Here is a 23,145-nt window from a genome sequence, read left to right as displayed (position 1 = left end):
CACATGAAATCCTTTCAAGATCATTTCGTGTCACGATTGTTGCGGCGCTTCAGAGAAGATCGTGCCGGCGCATCGGCGATCGAATTCGTCCTGCTACTCCCTTTCCTGTTCCTCCTGCTTGCCGGAACCGTCGACCTCGGACAGGGACTGACAGTCCAGAGGAAGATGAACCAGATTGCGTCCACGACGGCCGAAATCGTGTCGATGCAGAGCAGCTGGACCCATTCCGATATCTCGACCATCCTTTCAGGAGTGAGCTCGATCCTCGAGCCGTATGACCTCACGGGTCTCACCATTCTCATCTGTGTGGTGAACATCGACACGAACAATAAAGCGACGGTGGTCTGGTCGGCAGCTTACCATACAACAGCTCTTCCCGCGGGACAGGCGTCACCCATCGATATTCCCAAGGATTTGCGCGAAGACGATACGCAAATGATCGTGACGCGCGTTCAATACAAACTGGAAACCGTTTTCTCGGCCTTGTTTGAACGTTTTACCGGTATTCATGGCTACGAATATGACCGGCATTTCCTCACAAGGCCGCGCAACGGCAACACAATCAGCTACAGCTGAGGATCGCAGCGTCGGCGGCAAGCCGACGGCCGGTTATATCACGATGCGCTCACGACAAAGGCGCTTCAAAAATTTCACCCAGCCGACGACGGAACATGATCGACACGGAACAACGCGAGGGATTTTATGTCTGACAAACGTCTTTTTACATAAGCCGAGATTGCAAGGCAGACACGATTGAAGCAAAGTGCTAATATTCAACTTTAACGACGCCATGAGGGCATTTATGAACAAGGTTCCAAATTCGATTGACGTCCATGTTGGAAGTCGTATCCGCTTCCGGCGAACGACGCTGGGGCTGAGCCAGGAAAAGCTGGGCGATGGCCTTGGCATAACATTTCAGCAGGTTCAGAAATACGAAAAGGGAACCAATCGCGTGGGCGCCAGCCGCCTGCAGAACATTGCTTCGATCTTGAGTGTTCCCATATCTTTTTTTTTCGAGGAAACAGCGATTGCGGCGGGGGAAGGACCGAACGAGATATCCGACATCTCGATGTTCATTTCCAGCTCTGAGGGCTTGGCTCTAAACAGGGCGTTCATGTCGATATCCGATCCCGCAGTGCGTCAGAGCATTGTCAAGCTGGCGAAATCGGTTGCCAAAAACGAAATCGGAAAGGACGCGACGGGGTAAATTTCCGTGGCGCGAACGGGATACTTTCTCCACACATTTGGAGAGCTGAAAGTGCTTGATCCCGACGGCCGGCAGATCTTCCTGCCGGAACGGGGTATTGTGATCCTTGCCTATATGCGTGCCAGTCAACGGTCGGAGGTGTCTCGCGAAATCCTTGCAGGCATGTTGTGGCCGGATGTCGATCGGAGCATCGCATTCAAGAATCTTCGCTCGACTTTGCTTCGCCTGCGAACGGCGGGGCAGCTGAGCGAAGTTCCTCTCGCTGCCGATGGAAAAATGATCCGGCTTCAATCGGATGCATTGCGGTCGGATCTGGATTGCTTCCTTCCTGGTGACGACAAGCTTTCTCGCCTGCGCTTGATCGTTGAGACGATGAAGGAAGAATTCCTCGCCAACGCGCGGAATGTAAATGGTCCCTTGAAGCGGTGGATAGAGGGGCAACGCAGGAGCTATGGCGAGCTTTTAAGGGCCGCGGTCATTGATGCATCCCCGATTGCGTCCGAGCGAGCGGATATACGAGCCGTTAAAATCGCATGCGTTCAAATTCTGCAACGCTCACCGAATGACATGGATATTCGCAATATCCTGGATCGGGCCAAAATCATCGAAACCGGTGACGCACCCGACAGACTCTTTGCCGTTCCGCACAGCCTGCAAACCACGCCGGATACGGCAATCAGCGTTACGCCAACCCCTTCGCAAGCCGAGCGGCCGCTTCTGCCGCGGGTTGCCTTGCTTCCTCCGGACACGGCGGAAGATTCGCGTGTCAACGGATCGGTTGCGAATGCCCTTATCGAGGACGTAACGATTGGGCTGTGTTCTCTCCGGACAGTTTCTGTCGTTGCTCCTTTTACGTCGGAGCGTATTCGAGAAGCGGACGACAAGGCGGCAGTACTCGAAAAGCACGGCGTAATCTATGCGCTCGATACCAAACGATCGGGCGAAGGCCTGTTCACGCAGCTCATTTTTCTGCCGACGGACGAGATAATCTGGGCAGAGCGCTTTCCTCTGACGGCCGAAGGATTGACCACGCAGCGCAGCGAGATTTCCCGGACAATCACGCAAACCATTGCGCGCCAGGTGGAAGAATCTGCGACGGCACAGCTCGATTTCGAGGCGCGCCCGCAAATGTATCTGAATTACCTTCAGGGCATGCAGCATTTGTCGGAACTGTCCCTGCCCGGGATTCGCAGAGCAAGGAAGAAGTTTCGCGAGACCCTGCGCCAATACCCGGATTTTGCGCCCGCACTTGCCGGGATGGCACGTACCTTGACGACTGAATGGCTTCTCACAGCGCGCGGAGACGAAGAGCTGCTTGCCGCTGCCGAGCAGAAGGCAAAGGCTGCGGTTCATCACAATGCCGGACTGGCTGCCGGGCACCGAGAGCTGGGCGTCGTTCAACTGTATCTGCAAAAGCTGGATGAAAGCCTGGAGGCTTTGTCGATCGCCGAAACCATTAGCCCTCATTATGCCGATGCGCTCTACAGTCACGCCGATAGCCTCGTCCACGCCGCGAAGCCAAAAGACGGTTTGAACAAGATCGAAAAAGCGATAGAACTCAATCCACTTTGCCCGGACCTCTATTTCTGGACGGCGGCAGGTGCCAGCTATTTCCTTGGAGAATTCGAAGACGCGGTCGCTTACGTCGGCAAGATGCAGGACGGGCGGCCGGCAGACCGATTGCTTGCGGCAAGCTGGGGCATGCTGGGGGAAAAGAGCAAGGCGCGCAGCTGCCGCCAACGCGTCTTGAGGGACAATCCAAGCTTTAACCTCGAACGCTGGCTCGAGGTGGTGCCAAACAGAGAAAATTGGCAGCGAGAACTTTACCGCGAAGGCCTGATCAAAGCAGGCTTCTAACACAGGAAAACGAGTATGGCGAAAGTAGTGGTAATTGGCATTCCGGGTGAAACAGGCCTTTGGCTGGCGGATCTGACAGCCGGAACGGTAACGGCATTGCCCAAGCCGTTGTCGGGCGACCTTGCAACGGCGGAAGCACTTCGCAGCGCCGGCGGGGCGATCATTAAGGGCGTCGATTTCGCTGTTGCGGTGTCTTCCGCAGCGCAGGTCTTCGCCGGTCACTATGACGGCTGATGACAGGACATGGGTAGGAGACGCAAGCTCCTACCGCATCTCTACGCCTCTTGAGACGCTTTCCCGCGTCGAGCCGCTTCTGAAAAATTTCGGCATTACCCGGGTTGCGCGCCATACCGGTCTCGACAATCTGGGAATACCGGTCTGGTGCGCCTATACACCGAACTCAAAGTCGATTGTCATCGCTCAAGGCAAAGGCATCACCGACGCTGATGCCAAGGCATCCGCCGTGATGGAAGCGTTGGAGCGGGTTGTGGCGGGGCATCCGAGTATCGACATCGTCACAGGTACGATGAGCGGATTGGCGAATCAGCGACGGCTTGCCGATCCGTTGCCCAGCCTGATTGCGGGCGGGCAATCTGATTTACGCCCGGATGAGACGATCGACTGGGTTGCCGGCCGAAATCTCCTGAACGGACAAGAGATTTTCGTACCGCTTGAGGCCGTCATTCTGGATCGTACCCGGCAGGACAATCGCTACTGGATGTCGTCAGACGGCCTGGCGTCGGGCAATAGCGATGATGAAGCGCTTCTCCACGGTCTTTTGGAGCGGATTGAACGCGACGCCTACGTGCTTTGGCAAGTCGCACCGGCCAACTACCGGCATTCGCGATGTGTCGAGCCCTCATTGTATGGCGGCGGAGCCATGGCAGATATTCTCGCGCGCATCGAAAGAGCCGGCCTGGTCCTGCGCCTGTTCGACATCACCTCCGATATCGGCATTCCCTGCTTCACGGCTTTTCTCGGTCCTGCCGGTGTTTTATCCAACAGGCCCCTGCGGTACGTCGAGGTGACGAACGGATCCGGCGCACATCCATCGCCCTCGGTCGCCGCGCTCCGTGCCGTAACGGAAGCGGCGCAATCGCGGCTGACGTATATCAGCGGCGCCCGCGATGACGTCTCCGCGCAGACATACCGGGCATCATTGCCGGATGAAACGCGCGTCTTGTTCACCTGCGCCCCCAAAGAGATGCCGGGTCATCGACAACCGATCCTGCCTACGACCGCTTCGATGATTGAGCATGTGCTGGAGAAATTAAGCGAAGCAAACATTCCATCCGCCATTGCCCTGCGTCTCTCAAGCGGCGATTGGCCCTTTTCCGTCATCAAAGCGCTTGTCCCTGCTCTGGAAAACCCGGATGGAAAGCGCGCCAGACGTTTCGGCGCCCGCGCTATCGCGCGGACCTTGTGGCCATGAAGGTTGTTTTTGTCGGACCAAGTCTGCCGGACGCCGCGCAACTCCGTGCGGCTGACATAACTATTCGCCCGCCGGCGATCCAGGGCGATATCCGAAGAGCGATCGATGAGGGATACAGCCGCATTGGCCTGGTCGATGGCGGTTTTGAGTATCAGCCGCCGGTTTGGCATAAGGAAATACTCTATGGACTGTCCATAGGCGTACGAATCTATGGTTCCTCAAGCATGGGCGCGCTTCGTGCTGCCGAATGCGAGGATTTCGGAATGATCGGCATTGGAACGGTATTCGACGGATTCAAAACCGGAAAGCTGATCGATGATGCCGATGTTGCCTTGCTTCACGGTCCTGAAGAGTTGGGATACCCCGCGCTGACCGTGCCGCTGGTGAATGTCATCGCAACACTCGACGCCCTGCACGAGAATGGCAGCGTGCCGTCCGCGCAACGGGAAATACTGGAAATCAGTGCGCGAAATATCTTCTACAAGGAGCGCACCTGGGGAAAGATCGTCTGCGACAGCGGTCTTGGCACGGACCTTCTGCCCTTACTGAACCGCGGAATGGTCGACGTCAAAAGACAGGATGCCCGGCAATTGCTGGCCGCAATGCAGCGCGCATCGGATGATCCGAGCAAAGAGACCCCGGCTTGGCAGTTGAACCTTCCCGCTTTCTAGCATTGGAGCATTCAATCAAGGCGTGTGCAACGCTCGTGCAACGCCACTTATTCCAGATCTTGTCTACAATTGCCCTCGAAACCTTCAAAACGTGTAGGAATTTTCGAATGGACAGCCTCATCAACGTCTCATCTGAAGCCGAAGAATTCGCCACAATCGCACGAATGCTAACCCACATTCGCGACAGTGCGCGTCAACTTGATGCATCTGCGCTTGAATATTGCATCGAAATGGCGATGAAAGCAGTTTCGAACGAATTAAGGAGCCGAGACGACGTTCCGTTGGCGGATTTCGAGATTGTGCTCAGGCACCTTCAATAGAAGCATTCTGCTGCGTTCCTCGTAGATTTGTGCCCATTCGAACAAACGGACAGGGCCTGCCCCGTGGATTTGACCGATCGGTGGCCGAGAACTGGCGGCCTGCGCCGATAAGGGCGCAGGCGTCATCTGCTTCATTCATCTTCATTCTCGTCATCAGCCGCAAGGCTCATCGCATCCGCCGATATCTGGTGCCTGCTGAGGAGGCCTGCATCCTCAAGCATCTCGATATCGGGCAGATCTCGCAGAGTATCGAATCCGAAGGCGGACAGAAATGCGGGTGCTGTGACATATGTATAGGGAGCGCCGGGTGTCGGGCTGCGCGGGCCGGACGCAAGAAAAGCAGCCTGCCGCAGGGATGCGATCGTGTCGCGGCTGACCTCCTTGCCGAAAATCTTCGATAGCTCGCTGCGGGTTACCGGCTGGAAATACCCGATCGCCATCAGCACGGTCGCTTCATAAGGAGACAGATCAGCCGGCGGCTCTGTCGGTGCGCCGGACGCTCGAATGATGTCGGCATAGGCCGGCTTCGTGCGATGCAGCCAACCGCCGGCGACCGCCACCAGCTCATAGGGGCGGCCGCGCAAGTCCTCGCGCAGATCGTCGATCAGCAGATCGATGCTGCAATCACGGCCGACGACGCGGGCAAGTGTTTCCCGGCTGACAGGTTCCGCGGAAGCAAAGATTACGGCCTCGACCCGGCTCATCCATTCGCGCCAACGCAGATCCGGCGGCAGGTGCGCCAGTTCGGTGTCGATCGGGGTCGATTGCTTCGGTAGCCGCCTCGCCATCGCTAAAGTCCATAAATCCGGAAGGCTGAGCGACCAGACAGCTCACGCACCGCGTCGAGTTCGATCAGCCGCTCGAACAGCCGGCGTGATGCAAACCGCGAGAGTTTTGGCGTCTGCAGCGTACCGGAGACGGCATCCTCCCCGAGCAGCAGCCGGATTGCGTCGCCTGCCCCCTTTGCTCGAAGCTTCGGTGTTACGGCCGCCAGACGGTCGGCACGCCGGGCAATCTCCGTTGCCAGCCGGCAGCCCTCGGCCGCGCCCAGCGCCAACGCCACGCACACCGCCCGTTCAAACGCCGGCTCCTCCGGCCGGACACGTCCCCGGCCCCCGGCGGTGCGAAACGCAGCGGAATAACGTTGTGCCATCAACAGCGGCACGGGGCACTCCCAGCGCATCGCTTGCGCCAGCATCCAGTCGGCCAGCCACCAGGCCAGAGTTTCTGCGTCCGGACGCAGAGCACAGACGCTGGTTGCGATCGATGCGGCAGCAAATGGGCCCGCCTTTCCCGATCGCATGATATCGTCGATTACGCCCGGGACACTCGCAAGCTCGCCGCTCCACCGCAAACCAAGGAGATCGGCGACCGCACGCAGGCTTTTGGCATCAATGGTCGCCGCAGGCGAAGCCGGACAGGATGCCAGGCGGCTCCACGCCATATAAATGGCACCGGCCGGCCCCGTCTCGTCGCCGGGTTTACGCAGCACAAAGGCGTCGCGCAAAGCCGCTTCGTCCTCGCCGCGACCGGCAAACTGCACGGCGGAGACGGCACATTTCAGTGCCTGCCGCTGCCGCCACACGCCGATCCATTCCGGCGCGGCCCGGACGATAGCATCCAGCGAATTCAATGCGCCACCGGCCAGGAACGCGGCTTCGACAGCGCTGATCGCCGTCCCGTGCGCCGCCGCCCATGCCGGCACGAGCGGCGGGCGATAGGCAGCAATGGTGGTGGGCAAGCGCTTCGAATCCATACAACAACAATAGCGAAAATGCGCGGTTTGCGCGACAAAATTTGACGTCAACCGCACAGCCGGTCTCGCAAACACAACAGCCTATAACGCCTGCAGCCGCGACGGCACGATGCCCGCAGTCAAGCCGAGGCCGATCAGCCGGCTCAAGGGTGGTCCATCCGAACAAGATTGTCGCTCTTTCCCTGAGCGATGATCCGCGAGAATTACTGTCCGTTTCGCGAATTGTCCTGAACTTCGAGTGCCTTGCTGAAGCTGAGCGCGATGATGGTGCAGATCGCGCCGGAGAGCAGGTAGTAGCCGACAAAGGGCAGGCCGAATTTGCTGGAGAGCGTCAAGGCGACCAGCGGTGCGAAGCCTGCGCCGACGAGCCATGACAGATCGGACGTCAACGCCGCACCGGTATAACGATATCCTTGGCCGAAGCGGGAGGAGACGACACCGGACGCCTGCCCGAAGGACAGGCCAAGCACGCCGAAACCGATGATGACGAAAGCATCCACCCCGGTCGATCCGGCACCGATCAGCCACGGCGCGATGAAGCTAAAGACAGCGATGATGATGGCACAGACCATCAGCTGTTTGCGGCGGCCGATCCTGTCGGCGATCAAACCGGAAATGATGATCGAGACGATGCCGACGGCGGCACCTGCAACCTGCACGACCATGAACGCGCCGACGGACTGATCGCCGAACAGGGTCATCCAGCCGAGCGGGAAGATCGTCACGAGATGGAACATCGCAAAGCTCGCCAGCGGCACGAAAGCGCCGATGATGATATCGCGGCCGTGAAACCGGATGACCTCTGTAATCGGCTTGGCCTGAAGTTCGTGTTGTTCCAGCAGAGTGCCGAATTCCTTGGTCATGACCAGGCGCAGGCGGGCAAACAGGGCGACGACATTGATCGCGAAGGCAACGAAGAACGGATAGCGCCACCCCCAGCTCAGGAAATCGGTGGTCGAGAGATTGGCGACAAAAAAGCCGAACAGGGTGCTGGCAAGTGCAAAGCCGATCGGTGCGCCGAGCTGCGGGATCATCGCGTACCAGCCGCGCTTGTTCTGCGGCGCATTCAGCGCCAGCAGTGACGCCAGCCCGTCCCAGGCGCCGCCCAGTGCAAAACCCTGTCCGAGGCGAAAGAGCGCCAACAGCGCGATCGACCAGTAGCCGATCTGGTTATATCCCGGCAGAAAAGCGATCGAGGCCGTCGAGCCACCGAGCAGAAAGAGGGCGATGGTCAACTTCGTACCGCGGCCATACCAGCGGTCGATGGTCATGAACACGATCGAACCCACCGGCCGGGCAATGAAGGCAAGGGAAAAGATCGCGAAGGAATAGATCGTTCCCGTCAGACGGTCCGGTGCGAACGGAAACACCAGTTGCGGGAACACCAGCACCGAGGCGAGACCATAGACGAAGAAGTCGAAGAACTCGGACATCCGGCCGATGATCACACCGATGGCAATGTCTCCGGCGGATGCCGGCTTGTCGTCGTGAATCTGGCGGGCATCGCGCTCCAGCGAGGACGATGATGGTCCATATTCGGTTGCGATGTTCATGGATGCCTCCGTCATTGAGACCATTTCGAATAAAGCCTCTGAACGATGTTGATCAACTTCACCGGCTTATCAAGAGCCGATGAAGGAATAAATTGTCACATGGCATCAAATCGGCGCTTGAAATGATCAGCGGGACAGCCGTTTAATGCCCGACGACCCTGGAAGATCGCGTCCCCGGCATTAGATGATTTTTTCAACGGTATGGCCGAGACCAAATCCTTCTAAAACTACTCATGATTTCAATCAGGTGCCTTGCGACATTATACTGCACCGCAACGAATTTGCTGCACTGCGACCAAACACCTCATATCGCTGTCACGTCCAGTGTCTTAGTCCGAAGGTCAATGAAACAAACAAGAGCGTAGAGACGTGCAAAAGCTGGCAAGGTTTTCCCGCCTTTTCTCCCTCCTGCTGCCGATGCTTTCGCTGGCGGGCTGCAACATGGTCGTCATGTCACCCTCGGGCGATATCGCCAACCAGCAACGCGATCTGATCATCGTATCGACGGTGCTGATGCTTTTGATCATCGTTCCGGTGCTTTTCCTGACGCTGCTGTTTGCCTGGCGGTACCGCCGTTCGAACACGACGGCGACATACGACCCCGACTGGCATCATTCGACACGGCTCGAAATCGTCATCTGGTCGGCACCGCTTGCGATCATCATCGCGCTTGGCGCGGTTACCTGGATCAGCACCCACAAGCTCGACCCCTACCGGCCGCTCGACCGGCTCGATGCGGAACGAACCGTTCCGGCAGATACCAACCCCCTGACAGTGGAAGTGGTCGCGCTCGACTGGAAATGGCTGTTCTTCTATCCGGATCTCGGCATTGCCACCGTCAACGAACTGGCCGCTCCGGTGGATGTGCCGATCAATTTCAAGATCACCTCGTCATCCATGATGAATTCCTTCTACATCCCCGCTCTCGCCGGACAGATCTACGCCATGCCCGGCATGCAGACGAGGCTGCATGCGGTGATCAACAAGGAAGGCGTCTTTGACGGCTTCTCCGCCAATTACAGCGGCGACGGCTTCTCCCACATGCGCTTCAAATTCCACGGTTTGACCCAACAGGGTTTCGACAAATGGGTCGGCCGCGTGAAGTCGCAAGGAACCGCGCTCAATCGCGATGCCTACCTGAAGCTCGAAAAGCCGAGCGAGAAGGAGCCGGTGCGCTATTACGCTTCGGCCGAAACCGGCCTCTACGACGCGATCCTCAACCTCTGCGCCACGCCCGGCAAGATGTGCATGAGCGAGATGATGCATATCGACATGATGGGCGGCGGCGGCAAGGAGAGTGCGGAAAATCGCCAGAAGCTCGAATATGACAACCGTCACGCTGGCGACGGCGAAGCGGCGCCTGGCGCGACCTTCCCGGCAACGGGGACTCCGGCCCGCAGCGACGAGAAGCCCAACGGTACCGAAGACGGCGGCGCGGCACCGGCGGACGGCGACATGAATGGCATGGACATGCACGACGGCCATTCCATGCCCAGCATGGACCATGGCAGCGGCGATCCGGCGCCCGCGCAACTCAACAACTGAACCTGGCGCTTTACGCCGTTAAGACATCGATGAACGGGTACTTCCATGTTTTCCAATCTTGACCTGCAGAAGTTCGTCTTCGGTCGGTTGACCCTTGAGGCCATCCCCTATCACGAGCCCATCCTCGTCGCGACTTTCGCGGCCGTTGCCCTTGGCGGCCTGGCACTTGTCATTGCGCTGACCTATTACCGGCTCTGGGCCTATCTCTGGAGCGAATGGTTCACCAGCGTCGACCACAAGAAGATCGGCATCATGTATGTCATCCTTGCGCTCGTCATGCTGGTGCGCGGCTTTTCCGACGCGATCATGATGCGCATCCAGCAGGCCATTGCCTTCAATGGCTCCGAAGGCTACCTGCCGCCCCACCACTACGATCAGGTGTTCACCGCGCATGGCGTGATCATGATCTTCTTCATGGCGATGCCCTTCGTGACCGGACTGATGAACTTCGTCGTGCCGCTGCAGATCGGCGCGCGCGACGTTTCCTTCCCGTTCCTCAACAACTTCTCCTTCTGGATGACCACGGCGGGCGCCGTCATCATCATGATGTCGCTGTTCGTCGGCGAATTCGCGCGCACCGGCTGGCTTGCCTATCCGCCGCTGTCGGGCGCCGATTACAGTCCCGGCGTCGGGGTGGATTATTACATCTGGGGCCTACAGGTGGCCGGCATCGGCACGACGCTGTCGGGCATCAACCTGATCGCCACCATCGTCAAGATGCGCGCACCGGGCATGACCATGATGAAGATGCCCGTCTTCACCTGGACGTCGCTCTGCACCAACGTGCTGATCGTCGCGACCTTCCCGGTTCTGACCGCAACCCTCGCGCTTCTCTCGCTCGACCGGTATGCGGGCACCAACTTCTTCACCAATGATCTCGGTGGCAACCCGATGATGTATGTGAACCTGATCTGGATCTGGGGCCACCCGGAAGTCTACATCCTCGTGCTTCCGGCCTTCGGCATCTTCTCCGAAGTGGTTGCGACCTTCTGCGGTAAGCGCCTGTTCGGCTACGCCTCGATGGTCTATGCGACGGTCGTCATCACTATTCTTTCCTATATCGTCTGGTTGCATCACTTCTTCACCATGGGATCTGGTGCCAGCGTCAATGCGTTCTTCGGCATCACCACGATGATCATCTCGATCCCGACCGGGGCGAAGATGTTCAACTGGCTCTTCACCATGTATCGCGGCCGCATCCGCTATGAAGTGCCGATGCTGTGGACGATCGGCTTCATGGTCACCTTCGTCATCGGCGGCATGACCGGCGTTCTGCTCGCCGTGCCTCCGGCGGACTTCGTGCTGCACAATTCGCTGTTTCTCATCGCCCATTTCCACAACGTCATCATCGGCGGCGTGGTCTTCGGTCTGATGGCCGGCGTCACCTACTGGTTCCCGAAAGCCTTCGGCTTCAAGCTCGATCCGTTCTGGGGCAAGATGAGCTTCTGGTTCTGGCTGACGGGTTTCTACTTCGCCTTCATGCCGCTTTACGTCCTCGGCCTGATGGGAGTCACCCGTCGCGTGTCGCAGTTCGAGGATCCGTCGCTGCAAATCTGGTTCGTCATCGCTGCCTTCGGCGCGTTCCTGATCGCGCTCGGCATCCTGTCCTTCCTCATCCAGCTCGTCGTCAGCTTCAAGCGGCGCGAACAGCTGGCGGACTTTACCGGTGACCCGTGGGACGGCCGGACGCTGGAATGGTCGACTTCGTCGCCCCCGCCCGAATACAACTTCGCCTTCACGCCCGTTGTTCATGATCATGATTCCTACTGGGACATGAAAAACCGCGGCTACGCCCGTCCCGTTTCGGGCTTCAAGGCGATCCATATGCCGAAGGGTACAGGCACCGGCGTCATTCTGTCGGGCTTGAGCGTCGCCTTCGCCTTTGCCATGATCTGGTACATCTGGTGGCTGGCAGCCCTGTCGCTTGTTGCCATCATCGTCGTCTCGATCGCCCATACGTTCAACTACAACAGGGATTTCTACATTCCCGCGAACGAAGTCGTCGAAACGGAAGACAAGCGCACCGAGCTGCTTGCCGGGAAGGTGTAGGACCGTGAGCAATCCCATGATCGATACGACCGAAAAGCCGCAGTTCTACCTCACGGAAGAGCATCACCCCGAAGGCAGCACGATGCTCGGCTTCTGGCTCTACCTGATGAGCGACTGCCTGATCTTCGCGGTGCTTTTTGCCACCTATGGCGTGCTTGGCCGCAACTATGCCGCCGGGCCTTCACCGGCGGACCTGTTCGACCTGACACTGGTGGCAATCAACACGGCCACGCTGCTGCTATCGTCCATCACCTACGGCTTTGCCATGCTGCAGATGGAACGCAACGCCAAGGCGGAGACGCTGTTCTGGCTGGGAATTACCGGCCTTTTCGGGGCCGTGTTCATCGCGCTTGAGCTCTACGAGTTCATTCATCTGATCCATGAAGGGGCAGGACCGTCGCGCAGCGCGTTCCTGTCGGCCTTCTTCACGCTGGTTGGCACGCACGGCCTGCACGTCACCTTCGGCATCGTCTGGCTGGTGACGCTGATGGTGCAGGTGAACAGGCACGGGCTGATCCCGGCAAACCGGCGCCGGCTGATGTGTCTGTCGATGTTCTGGCACTTCCTCGACGTCGTCTGGATCGGTGTCTTTTCCATTGTCTATCTGTTGGGAGTTCTCGGATGAGTTCGCACGCACCCGTACATGAGGATGCTCACGAGGCCCATCACGGGCACAGCCACGGGCATGAGGCCGGCCACGGCAGCCTAAAAAGCTATATGACCGGCTTCGTGCTTTCCATAATCCTCACCGCCATTCCCTTCTGGCTGGTCATGGGCGGCGTGTTCGAGAGCCGAGCGATAACGGCCGTTTTCGTGATTGCGCTCGGTGCCGTGCAGATGGTGGTTCACATGATCTACTTCCTGCACATGAACACCAAATCCGAAGGCGGCTGGACGATGATGGCTTTGATCTTCACCATCGTCATTGTTGCCATCGCGCTGTCCGGTTCCTTCTGGGTCATGCATCACCTGAACACCAACATGATGCCGATGAGCCCGGAAATGATGAAGAACATGCCGTGATGAACAGGACAGGCGACCGGCCAGCCGGCCGCCTCGGGTTCATGGGATGAGCGAACAGCACGCATTGAAAACGCAGCACCGGCGCTCGCCGTTCATCCTTGCGGTTTTCGGCGGGCTCCTGCTGCTTGTGATCATGGGGTTCGCCGCGCTCGGAATCTGGCAGCTCGAGCGACTGTCTTGGAAGCTCGACCTGATCGCCCGAGTCGATGCGCGTGTGCATGCGGCACCAGTACCGCCGCCGGAACGTTCCGAATGGCAAAACATCAATGCCGCTGCTGACGAATACCGGCGGATCACCGTCAGCGGTACGTTTTTGAATGACAGTGAAACCCTGGTCGGCGCCTCGACGGAACTCGGCCCCGGATTTTGGGTCATGACGCCATTGGTTCTTGCCGATGGAACCACGGTCTTCGTCAATCGCGGCTTTGTCCCAAGCGACAGGCGCGACCGGAAGACGCGGCCCGACAGTGAGACAAACGGGATCGTCACCGTCACCGGGCTGATGCGGATGACCGAACCCAAAGGCTCTCTCCTGCAATCGAACGATCCAGCCGCCGGCCGCTGGTATTCCCGCGACGTCGCGGCCATCGCCCAGAGTCTGGGCATGAAGGACGAGGCGCCCTACTTCATTGACGCGGAGGCAGCCCCCGTTCCCGGCCAGTTGCCGGTTGGCGGGCTGACGAAGATCGTGTTTCCCAACAACCATCTCGTCTATGCGATCACCTGGTTCGCACTGGCCCTTATGACCGTTGCCGGTTGTGCCATCGCGATCCGCCACGAGTGGGCGGCCAGGGACCGGCGATAAAACAGCTCAACGCGCTGAATTCATGCCTTCATAAAATGCCTCGCTCTCGTGCCGGCCAATACCGTCTCCGATGGATCATCTGAGCGTATCGTAGAAGCCAGGAGGAATTGGCGTGTTCCGATTGTATCGGGGACCAGAAGTTGGTGACGACCGCCTTGCCGCGGTGGCACCATTCCTTGCCGAATGTCGTTGGGGCCGGATCGGCCATATGGATGGTTGATATCCGGCCGTACTCATTCAACGCATGGTCCACCCCACTGTCCAGAATTGCGCTTTCCAAAGAAAACGATTGAACTTTTTTATTTTGAAAAATATAAATGTTCACAACAGGCCCGGAAGATGGGTAAGCACGCTTTTGGAGGATCACCATCATGTCTCATCCGCAATTGGCCGCGGAGCTTCTTCGCTATCAGGAGAAAAACGGTCCCGTGACCATCGGGCTCGCGGGTGCCGGTCAGATGGGCACGGATATCGTCGTTCAGGTTTCGCTGATGCCGGGCATGCGGATCGGCGCCATCTCCGAGGTTCGGCCACAGGCAGCGATCGACGCGGCATTGCTGGCAGGTCACGATCGCGGCGATATCATACTGGCTTCCGGCGCTTCCGATATCGACCGTGCCATCGAAGCGGGCAAGATCGCGGTGACCGAGGATCTCAATGCGCTGGCTGCTGCGGGGCGCATCGATGTCATCATTGACGCGACGGGCAACCCCAATATCGGCACGCTGTTCGCGCTGGAAGCGATGAGGAACGGCAAGCATATCGTCATGCTGAACGTCGAGGCGGATATCACCATCGGGCGTTTCCTGAAGGACGAGGCTCGCAAGGCCGGCGTCGTCTATACGGGGGCCGCCGGCGACGAGCCCGCCTGCACGATCGAGATCATCGGCTTTGCCCGCAGCCTCGGCTTCGACATCATCGCCGCCGGCAAGGGCAAGAACAATCCGCTGAAGATCGACGCCATCCCGGCCGATTATCAGGAAGAGGCCGCGGCGCGGAACATGAACGCGCGGATGCTGGTGGAATTCGTCGATGGTTCCAAGACCGCCATCGAGATGGTGGCGATTGCCAATGCGACAGGCCTGGTGCCGGACGTTCCCGGCATGCACGGCCCGACCGCGACGCTGGAAGAGCTGGCCGACGTCCTCTGCCCGAAGGCAGACGGCGGCATTCTCAACCGCAAGGGCGTGGTGGACTACTCCATCGGCAAGGGCGTCGCACCCGGTGTCTTCTGCGTCATCGAAACCAAACATCCGCGGGTACTGGAACGCATGATCGACCTGAAGGTCGGCAAGGGTCCCTATTTCACGATCTTCCGGCCCTACCACCTTACAAGCCTGGAAGTGCCACTTTCGGCCGCGCGTGCCGTGCTATTCAAGCAGGCGGATCTCGAACCGCTCGATCATCCGGTGGCGGAGGCTGTCGCTGTCGCCAAGACCGATCTTGGCGCAGGCCAATCGCTTGGCATGATCGGCGAGAACGACTATCGTGGCTATGCCATGACCTGGGAGGATGCCCGCCACAAGGGTGCCATTCCGCTCGGGCTTGCCGAAAAAGCCAAGGTGATCCGGCCCGTCAAGACCGGCGAATTCCTGACCTACGAGAATTGTGTGCCGGATGACAGCATGGTGATCACGCAAATCCGCAAGCGGCTCGACCAGGCCGACGGCCAGTTCGTCACGCCCGCCGTGGCCTGAGGCAGCATGCGCGATCTCGTCATCGGCATCGACGCCTCGACCACGGCCATCAAGGCCGTGGCCATGCGCCGCGACGGCACGGAGGTTGCGCAGACACGTGCTACCTATCCGCTTTCAAGCCCCGCGCCCGGCCATTTCGAACAGGATGCCGAGCACTGGTGGACAGCCCTTCTCGAAGCGCTCTCGGCACTCGCGCGGATCGTTGATCCCGCGCGTTTCGCCGGCCTTTCGATCGCCCACCAGCGCGAGACCTTCACGCTTATCAATGCAGCGGGAAAGCCGCTGATCCCCGCGATTCTCTGGCTTGACGAACGCGCGCGACCGCAGGTGGCCCGGCTTTCCGAAGAGCTTGGGCGGGATACGATCCGGGAATGGAGCGGCAAGCCGCCGGATCCGACGCCCGCGCTTTATGCGCTCGCCTGGCTGAAAGAACATCGAAGCGACCTGCTGCGATCGGCCCACGCGATCGTCGATGTGCATGCTTTCCTCGTCCGCCGGCTGACCGGCGAACTGGTCACCAGCACCGCGTCCGCCGATCCGCTCGGCATCTTTTCGCCGGTGGCGGGGAAATGGCATCCGGAACTGGTCAAGGCGGCAGGGCTCACGAAGGAACAGCTCCCCCGGCTGGTGGCGCCGGGCGAATTGTGCGGGACGCTGACGCCCGAAACCGCCGGTTTGACAGGGCTTCCCGCAGCATTGCCGATCTTCGCAGGTGCCGGAGACGGGCAGGCCGCCGGCCTCGGCATGGGCGTCACGGAGCCTGGCAAGGCCTATCTTTCGCTGGGGTCGGGCGTGGTCAGCGGCATGTTCTCCGATCGCTATGTGACCAGCGACGCCTACCGGACGCTGACGGCACCGATATCGTCCGGGTTCATGCTGGAAACCGTGCTGCGCTCCGGCATGCAGCTTGCCGACTGGGCCGTGCGGACCCTCAATGCCGGTTCCGCAGCGGAACTGGAAGCCCTGGCAAAGACGGTGCCCCCCGGCGCCGAAGGCATGATGGTGCTGCCCTATTGGGCAGGCGTCATGAACCCCTATTGGGACGAGGCGGCGCGTGGCGTGATCATCGGTGCTGCCCTCCACCACAAACCGGCCCATATTTTCCGCGCGACACTGGAAGGCATCGCCTTCGAGCAGGCGATAGCCACGGCGGCGATGGAGAAAAGTTGCGGCGTACAAGCGACAGGTTTCGTGGCTGCGGGCGGCGGAACGAACTGCCGGCTGCTGCTCGACATCATGGCAACCGTACTCGACCGACCGCTTTCAGTCTCCCCTGTCAATGAGGCCGCTGCACTTGGCGGCGGCATGCTGGCAGCAATGGGAGCCGGATGGTTCGCATCCGCCGGAGAAGCCGGCCTTGCGATGCGGATGGAAGCAGCGGAAACCGTCTATCCGGTGGCAAAGCTTGGCGATTTCTACAGGAAGAAAGTGGCGATCTATCGGGATATCTATCCGGCGACCCGCGATCTGCATCGGCGGTTGCTGAACGATTGATTTGCAGGATCAGGACGCCAGCAGCGCCTTTGCGGCTTCCTCATCGGTAATCAGGGCCGAGACCGTCACCCCGCGCAGGACGGCCAAAATGCTGGCCGCCTTTTCCCGCCCACCGGAAACCAGAATGACGTTCGGAACGTCGCGCAGCTCCTGGACCGGGAAAGCACAGGCGCGCCGGTTGACGTCGTGATCGATTACCCGGCCATCCGCATCCAGAAACTGGCAAAGCAGGTCGCCAACGGCACCGGCAGCCTCAAGTTCCTCAAGTTCGCTTGCCTTGATGAATCCATAGTTGGCGATGGGGCTTTCCGGTGACAGCGAGCCGACGCTGATAACGGCGATATTGGCGCGCTTGGCCCGGAAGATCGAATCCTGAACGCTGCGCTGGCTCATGAACATCGCCTGCTGGTCGGGTCGGTCTGCATAGGCGGGCACCGGCAGAAGATAACATTCGGCGCCGATCTTTTCGGCAAGCTCCCAGGCGCATTCAGTCGGGTTCATCGGTTGCGCCCGGGTAAGCCCGCCCAGCAGCGAGACGACCGTGGTACGGCTGAGGCTGCGGCGCGGCAGCTGGTCGATGGCGAATTTCAGCGTCCGCCCCCAGCCGAGCGCGACGACATCGTCGGGATTGATATGATCGGCGAGATAGGTTGCCGCCGCATGGCCGATCATCATCGGCGCATTGCGGCTTTCGGCAGGCGCCGGCGTCACCACCGCGTCCTTCAGCCCGAACCGCTCCTTCAGCTTCTGCTCCAGCACCACGCATTCGACGACGCTGTCGCGGATACGGAACTGGACGATGCCCTCTTCGCGGGCGGCCGAAAGGATGCGGTGAACCTTGATACGGCCAATACCGAGTTCCTCGGAAATGCGTTCCTGCGTCAGACCCTCGACATAATAGTGCCAGGCCGCGCGCGCCTTCAACTCGCTATCGGCGTAGCGGCTGCCATTGTCCCGGCCGCTGGTCTCGTTGTCGCTGCTCATGAAAGCGCTTGCCTCTGCCCCTGTGGCCCTGCCGACGCCGAGCGGCGCCCTACCTATATGTTTATCCATAAAGCAGGCATTGGCGCCCGGCAAAAGGCAAGTTTGAATTTTCAACGCGAAACGCATTCCAGCCGCGTGACACCGATCCGTCTTCAATGTTCGCATTCGGCTCTTGACAATCCCGGCGCCTCGATATTAGCTGAACAAATATATATACGAAAGATAAATTGTTCACTCGGGAGGATGATGTGACGTTTTATCGGAGAGATGCCAACTGCATCCACCGCCCGGCGAAGCATGAGGATGCCAGCCGATGAGTTCCCATATGTCCGAAGCCAAGCCTGCGACGGCCACGTCCGTTGGCGACATGCGTCGCTCGGCGGCGGCCTTCCTGTTTGCCGGAAGTCGCGGCCCGTTGATCGGCCTCGTTCTGCTCTGCCTGGTCCTGTCGGTTTCCACCGATACGTTCCTGACCGTGCGCAATATCCTCAATGTGATGGACCAGATCACCGTCATCGGCATCATGGCGATCGGCATGACGCTGGTGATCCTGATCGGCGGTATCGACCTGTCGGTCGGCTCCATCCTTGCCATCGCGATGATGGTGATGGGCTATGTCGGCCATCCGGACTACATGAACCTGTCGCTGCCGGTCGGCATTCTTGCCGGTCTGGCGGTGGCGGCGCTCTGCGGGCTTGGGTCCGGCCTGATGATCACGGCGATGGGCCTGCCGCCCTTCATCGCAACGCTGGCGATGATGTCCGTGGCACGCGGCCTTGCCAACATCATCACCGACGGATCGCAGATCGTCGGTTTTCCGGACTGGTTCACCAGCCTGTCGATCGTCCGCCATTTCGGCTTCGTGTCGCTGACGGTGGCGCTGATGATCCTTCTGACCGTCGCCACCGGCATCTTCCTGAAGTACCGCGCCACCGGCCGCAACCTTTATGCGATCGGTGGCAGCCCGGAAGTGGCGCGCCTATCAGGCATTCCCGTACGCAGGCTGACCAACTGGGTCTATGCCGTGTGCGGCCTACTGGCCGGCCTTGCAGGCGTTGTTCTGGCAGCACGACTCGACTCGGTTCAGCCCAGTTCCGGCCTCGGCTATGAGCTCGATACGATCGCAGCCGTCGTCATTGGCGGCGCCAGCCTTTCAGGTGGGGTCGGCAGTATCGGCGGGACGGCGGTGGGCGTGCTGATCATCGGCGTACTGCGCAACGGGCTCAACCTGCTCGGCGTCTCGCCGTTCATCCAGCAGATCATCATCGGCGTCGTCATTGCGCTCGCCGTTGCAACGGACGCGTGGAAACGCCGCGCGAAGTGAAGGTTCGTCCCGGTTCATCGGGCCGAATGTGAGGAGATCCGTCCGGATGCGGACGGGAAACGGATCGGGGAGATCCATCAAGCAAGACCGTGACGTATTCCGCGACCCAGCGGCGACCACGGCACAAGAGGAGGAATGCAATGTTCAATCGTCGTACCGTCATGATGGCCACCGCCGCCCTGATTCCGTTCCTTGCCATGTCCGGCATGGCAGAAGCCAAGGATGCCAAGAAGATCGGCCTCGCGGTCGCCAACCTTCAGGCCAATTTCTTCAATCAGATCAAGCAGTCGGTCGAGGCCTATTCCAAGGAGAAAGGCATCGAGGTCGTCACCGTCGACGCCAAGGGCGATTCGGCAACGCAGGTCAGCCAGGTCGAGGACCTGTTGACCCAGGGCATCGACGCGCTGATCTACATTCCGGCCGGTGCCACCGCTGCGTCCGTACCGACCAAGGCCGCCAAGGCCGCCGGCATTCCGGTGATCAACGTCGACCGCAATGCGGACGGTGCCCCCGGCGATACGTTCATTGCCACCGACAGTGTTGCCTCTGCCAAGGCGGTCTGTGACCACATTGCCAAGCAGGCCGGCGGCAAAGGCGACATGTTGATCATCCATGGCCAGAAGGGCACGACGCCGGAAGTCGACCGCTCGAAGGGCTGCGGCGAAGCGCTGGCCGCCTATCCCGACATCAAGATCGTCGGCGAACAGTGGAGTCAGATGTGGTCGCAGGATGAAGGCTTCAAGCTGACCCAGGACCTGCTGCAGGCCAATCCCAGCGTCTCGATCATCTTCGCGCAGGCCGATGGTCTGGCGCTCGGCGCGGCACAGGCCGTCAAGGTTGCAAATACAGGCTCCAAGGTCTGGATTGCCGGCTTCGATGGCGATACGGCGGCACTCGAAGCTCTCCAGAAGGGTGTTTTCGACGTGACGGCGACACAGCAGACTCAGGGCATGGGGCGCATGGCCGTCGATGCCGCGATCGCACTGGTTTCGGGCGGCACCGTGCCGGCAGAACAGCTCCAGGACGCCACATTGACCACCAAGGACAATGTGGAAGGCTTCATCGCCAACCATCCTTGAGGATCAGATGACCGTCCCGCACACGATCAGGCAGGACCAGACGGAGGGCTCCCACAAGGGGCTCTCCGTTGCCGGCCTCTGCAAAAGCTTCGGCCCCATCCGGGTGCTGACCGATGCGAGCTTCGATATCCGCCCTGGCGAGGTCGTGGCCCTGCTCGGCGAGAACGGCGCGGGCAAGTCGACCGTCTCCAATATCATCGCCGGCGCATTCCGGCCGGACAGCGGCACGATCAGCTGGCAGGGCGAGACCTATGCGCCTGCTTCTCCCGCCGCGGCGATCGAAGCCGGGATCGGCATGATCCATCAGGAATTGAAGCTGCTTCCAGATCTCAGCGTCGCGGAAAACGTCTACGTGGGACGGATGCTCACCCGGAACGGCATCGTCGATCGCGCCGCGATGAACCAGAACGCGTCGGTGCAATTGCGCCGCCTTGGCCTCGACGTGTCGCCCGACCAGAAGGTCCGGACCCTGCGCGTCGCCGCGCAGCAGCAGGTGGAAATCGCCAAAGCGCTGACACTCAACGCACGCCTGCTCATCTTCGACGAGCCGACGGCAGCACTTGGCAGCGCCGAGACCGCGCTTCTGTTCGAGCAGATCCGCAAGCTAAAAGCGGAAGGCATGTCCTTCCTCTATATCAGCCACAGGCTGGAAGAGATCGCCGGCATCGCCGACCGTATCGTCGTCATGCGTGATGGCCGCGTCGTTGCCCGGCACCAGACGGCCGATATCCCCATCCGCAGAATAGTCGAGGACATGGTCGGCCGCAGCGTCGACCGCATGTTCCCGCCCCTTCATCCGCCCGCCGAAAGAACTGTACTGGATGTTCGCGATCTTACCTCCCAGGACGACAGTTTCCAGGATGTCAGTTTTTCCGTGCGGGCGGGTGAAATTCTGGGCATTGCCGGCCTGATCGGCGCCGGCCGAACGGAGCTCGTGCGCGCCATCACCGGCGCCGACGCCGTCTCGGCAGGCACCGTTTCCGTCGACGGCGAGGTGGTCAGGCTGGATGGACCGGCAGCCGCCATCCGCGCCGGCATGGTTCTGGTGCCGGAAGATCGCAAGTTGCAGGGCGTCATCCTCGACCAGACGATCGGCGAGAACCTGGCGCTCGGCAATCAGGATCATGTCGCGTCGTCCGGCTGGATCTGGCCCGGCGCAATCAAGGACTTTGCCGAGAAAAGCATCGCGCGCCTCGGCATCAAGGGCCGTCACGACCAGCCGGCCGGCAAGCTTTCGGGTGGCAACCAGCAGAAGGTGGTGATTGCCAAATGGATCGCCCGGCCCCCGAAAGTGTTCATTCTCGACGAGCCGACCCGCGGCATCGATGTCGGAGCGCGCGCGGCGATCTACGAGGTGATTGCCGACCTCGCCCGCTCGGGCATGGCGGTGATCGTCGTCAGTTCCGATCTTGAGGAGGTGCTCGGCCTGTCGCATCGGGTCATGGTCATCAGCCGGGGTCGCCAGCGTGGCATTCTCGACCGGGCCGAGGCCAATGGTGTCGCTGTCATGGAACTGGCGACAAGCTAGGTTCCTTGCTCTAGCGTAAGCAACGACTTTCAAAACGGATACGAATTTTCATGATGAACCTGTTTTCGCTCGGCGGCGATGTCGCCTTCGTTACCGGCGCCGGCAGCGGCATCGGCCAACGCATCGCCATCGGCCTTGCCGAAGCGGGAGCCGACGTCGTCTGCTACGGCCACTCGTCCGGCGGCGGGCTCGAGCAAACAGCCGCCCGCATTGAAGCCCTCGGCCACAGGTCGCTCGCCATTATCGGATCGGTGACCTCAGCCGAGGAGATCGCCGCAGCCATTGCCCGCACAGAACGCGAAATCGGACCTTTGACGGTCGCCGTCAATAATGCCGGCATCGCCAACGCGGCACCGGCAGAGGAAATGGGCGAGGAGCAGTGGAACAGGCTCTACGAGATCAACGTCAACGGCGTGTTTCTCTCCTGCCAGGCACAGGCGCGCGTGATGCTGCCGCGCGCAAAAGGCAGCATCATCAACATCGCTTCGATGTCCGGTTCGATCGTCAATCGCGGCCTGCTGCAGGCGCATTACAATTCGTCGAAGGCCGCTGTCATCCACCTGTCGAAGAGCCTTGCGATGGAATGGGCCGACCGTGGCCTGCGCGTCAACGTTATCAGCCCCGGCTATACGCTGACACCGATGAACCAGCGGCCGGAAGTGGCCGAGCAGCGCAAGATCTTCGAACGCGATACGCCGATGGGCCGCATGGCGACCGTCGATGAAATGGTGGGACCGGCGGTGTTTCTCGCCAGCCGCGCCGCATCCTTTGTCACCGGCATCGACCTGATCGTCGATGGCGGCTTCGTCTGCTGGTAGAAG

General features: G+C 60.1%; 23 protein-coding genes. 18 read left to right on the top strand and 5 right to left on the bottom strand.

The window, feature by feature from the left end; translation table 11 throughout:
* Positions 1–3: 3 nt before the first annotated feature.
* The 7 genes from J2Z75_RS17540 (at position 4) to J2Z75_RS17510 (ending at position 5,487) form a co-directional block, all read left to right on the top strand.
* Positions 4–576: a TadE/TadG family type IV pilus assembly protein gene (locus J2Z75_RS17540; protein WP_209854049.1), complete on the top strand. Its 573-nt coding sequence runs from the start codon at positions 4–6 to the stop codon at positions 574–576.
* A gap of 226 nt (positions 577–802) precedes the next feature.
* Positions 803–1,207, top strand: a complete 405-nt coding sequence (locus J2Z75_RS17535; RefSeq protein WP_209854048.1) for a helix-turn-helix domain-containing protein — start codon at positions 803–805, stop codon at positions 1,205–1,207.
* A 51-nt stretch (positions 1,208–1,258) separates the two neighbouring features.
* Entirely contained in the window at positions 1,259–3,064 is a 1,806-nt protein-coding gene (locus tag J2Z75_RS17530) for an adenylate cyclase (RefSeq protein WP_209854047.1), read from the top strand.
* A 15-nt stretch (positions 3,065–3,079) separates the two neighbouring features.
* A complete protein-coding gene (locus J2Z75_RS17525; RefSeq protein WP_209854046.1) occupies positions 3,080–3,298 on the top strand; it encodes a hypothetical protein in 219 nt (72 codons plus the stop codon).
* The gene (locus tag J2Z75_RS17520) at positions 3,288–4,496 is read left to right on the top strand and encodes a YcaO-like family protein (protein WP_209854045.1); all 1,209 of its coding nucleotides are present in this window, start codon (positions 3,288–3,290) and stop codon (positions 4,494–4,496) included. The genes J2Z75_RS17525 and J2Z75_RS17520 overlap by 11 nt, the downstream gene beginning before the upstream one ends.
* Positions 4,493–5,167 carry a TfuA-like protein gene (locus tag J2Z75_RS17515; RefSeq protein WP_209854044.1) on the top strand — a complete coding sequence of 225 codons (675 nt, stop codon included), beginning with the start codon at positions 4,493–4,495 and terminating at the stop codon, positions 5,165–5,167. Before J2Z75_RS17520 ends, J2Z75_RS17515 begins: the two co-directional genes overlap by 4 nt.
* 107 nt (positions 5,168–5,274) lie before the next feature.
* Complete coding sequence (locus J2Z75_RS17510; RefSeq protein WP_209854043.1) at positions 5,275–5,487, top strand: hypothetical protein; 213 nt, start codon at positions 5,275–5,277, stop codon at positions 5,485–5,487.
* Positions 5,488–5,618: 131 nt separating this feature from the next.
* Here J2Z75_RS17510 and scpB read toward each other — a convergent pair whose 3' ends face one another.
* The 3 genes from scpB to J2Z75_RS17495 all read right to left on the bottom strand — a co-directional run bounded on the left by scpB (position 5,619) and on the right by J2Z75_RS17495 (position 8,796).
* Positions 5,619–6,275 (bottom strand): SMC-Scp complex subunit ScpB, encoded by a 657-nt coding sequence (scpB, locus tag J2Z75_RS17505; RefSeq protein WP_209854042.1) that lies wholly within the window; start codon positions 6,273–6,275, stop codon positions 5,619–5,621.
* Positions 6,276–6,277: 2 nt separating this feature from the next.
* Positions 6,278–7,228: a DUF1403 family protein gene (locus J2Z75_RS17500; protein ID WP_327791267.1), complete on the bottom strand. Its 951-nt coding sequence runs from the start codon at positions 7,226–7,228 to the stop codon at positions 6,278–6,280.
* Positions 7,229–7,446: 218 nt separating this feature from the next.
* Complete coding sequence (locus J2Z75_RS17495; protein ID WP_234937402.1) at positions 7,447–8,796, bottom strand: MFS transporter; 1,350 nt, start codon at positions 8,794–8,796, stop codon at positions 7,447–7,449.
* Between the two features lie 369 nt (positions 8,797–9,165).
* Here J2Z75_RS17495 and cyoA point away from each other — a divergent pair, with 369 nt between their 5' ends.
* The 5 genes from cyoA to J2Z75_RS17470 are packed head-to-tail and all read left to right on the top strand — an operon-like array spanning position 9,166 to position 14,218.
* Positions 9,166–10,341, top strand: a complete 1,176-nt coding sequence (cyoA, locus tag J2Z75_RS17490) for a ubiquinol oxidase subunit II (RefSeq protein WP_209854040.1) — start codon at positions 9,166–9,168, stop codon at positions 10,339–10,341.
* Positions 10,342–10,386: 45 nt separating this feature from the next.
* Complete coding sequence (gene cyoB / locus J2Z75_RS17485; protein WP_209854039.1) at positions 10,387–12,390, top strand: cytochrome o ubiquinol oxidase subunit I; 2,004 nt, start codon at positions 10,387–10,389, stop codon at positions 12,388–12,390.
* A 16-nt stretch (positions 12,391–12,406) separates the two neighbouring features.
* A complete protein-coding gene (cyoC, locus tag J2Z75_RS17480) occupies positions 12,407–13,015 on the top strand; it encodes a cytochrome o ubiquinol oxidase subunit III (RefSeq protein ID WP_234937401.1) in 609 nt (202 codons plus the stop codon).
* On the top strand, positions 13,012–13,413 hold the full coding sequence (gene cyoD / locus J2Z75_RS17475) for a cytochrome o ubiquinol oxidase subunit IV (protein WP_209854037.1): 402 nt from the start codon (positions 13,012–13,014) through the stop codon (positions 13,411–13,413). Before cyoC ends, cyoD begins: the two co-directional genes overlap by 4 nt.
* 46 nt (positions 13,414–13,459) lie before the next feature.
* Complete coding sequence (locus tag J2Z75_RS17470) at positions 13,460–14,218, top strand: SURF1 family protein (protein ID WP_209854036.1); 759 nt, start codon at positions 13,460–13,462, stop codon at positions 14,216–14,218.
* 28 nt (positions 14,219–14,246) lie between these two features.
* Here the strand turns inward: J2Z75_RS17470 and J2Z75_RS17465 are convergent, their stop codons facing one another.
* Entirely contained in the window at positions 14,247–14,591 is a 345-nt protein-coding gene (locus tag J2Z75_RS17465; protein WP_209854035.1) for a hypothetical protein, read from the bottom strand.
* Here J2Z75_RS17465 and J2Z75_RS17460 point away from each other — a divergent pair.
* Complete coding sequence (locus tag J2Z75_RS17460) at positions 14,590–15,915, top strand: NAD(P)H-dependent oxidoreductase (protein WP_209854034.1); 1,326 nt, start codon at positions 14,590–14,592, stop codon at positions 15,913–15,915. The two genes, J2Z75_RS17465 and J2Z75_RS17460, sit on opposite strands and share 2 nt — an antisense overlap.
* A 6-nt stretch (positions 15,916–15,921) precedes the next feature.
* Positions 15,922–17,409: a xylulokinase gene (locus tag J2Z75_RS17455; RefSeq protein WP_209854033.1), complete on the top strand. Its 1,488-nt coding sequence runs from the start codon at positions 15,922–15,924 to the stop codon at positions 17,407–17,409.
* 9 nt (positions 17,410–17,418) lie between these two features.
* Here J2Z75_RS17455 and J2Z75_RS17450 read toward each other — a convergent pair whose 3' ends face one another.
* A complete protein-coding gene (locus J2Z75_RS17450) occupies positions 17,419–18,393 on the bottom strand; it encodes a sugar-binding transcriptional regulator (protein ID WP_209854032.1) in 975 nt (324 codons plus the stop codon).
* Between the two features lie 313 nt (positions 18,394–18,706).
* Between J2Z75_RS17450 and J2Z75_RS17445 the strand changes: the two genes are divergently transcribed.
* From J2Z75_RS17445 to J2Z75_RS17430, 4 genes are all read left to right on the top strand, one after another.
* On the top strand, positions 18,707–19,717 hold the full coding sequence (locus J2Z75_RS17445; protein WP_407692774.1) for an ABC transporter permease: 1,011 nt from the start codon (positions 18,707–18,709) through the stop codon (positions 19,715–19,717).
* A 140-nt stretch (positions 19,718–19,857) separates the two neighbouring features.
* Positions 19,858–20,796, top strand: a complete 939-nt coding sequence (locus J2Z75_RS17440) for a sugar ABC transporter substrate-binding protein (protein WP_209854031.1) — start codon at positions 19,858–19,860, stop codon at positions 20,794–20,796.
* 7 nt (positions 20,797–20,803) lie between these two features.
* Positions 20,804–22,324 (top strand): sugar ABC transporter ATP-binding protein, encoded by a 1,521-nt coding sequence (locus J2Z75_RS17435; RefSeq protein WP_209854030.1) that lies wholly within the window; start codon positions 20,804–20,806, stop codon positions 22,322–22,324.
* 53 nt (positions 22,325–22,377) lie between these two features.
* Positions 22,378–23,142 carry an SDR family oxidoreductase gene (locus J2Z75_RS17430; RefSeq protein ID WP_209854311.1) on the top strand — a complete coding sequence of 255 codons (765 nt, stop codon included), beginning with the start codon at positions 22,378–22,380 and terminating at the stop codon, positions 23,140–23,142.
* Positions 23,143–23,145: the final 3 nt, after the last annotated feature.

The organism is Rhizobium herbae (assembly GCF_017873135.1).
In the GTDB taxonomy this organism is placed as follows: domain Bacteria; phylum Pseudomonadota; class Alphaproteobacteria; order Rhizobiales; family Rhizobiaceae; genus Pararhizobium; species Pararhizobium herbae.
Note: the sequence above shows the minus strand (reverse complement) of the source record. Positions and strands in the feature narration are given on the sequence as shown.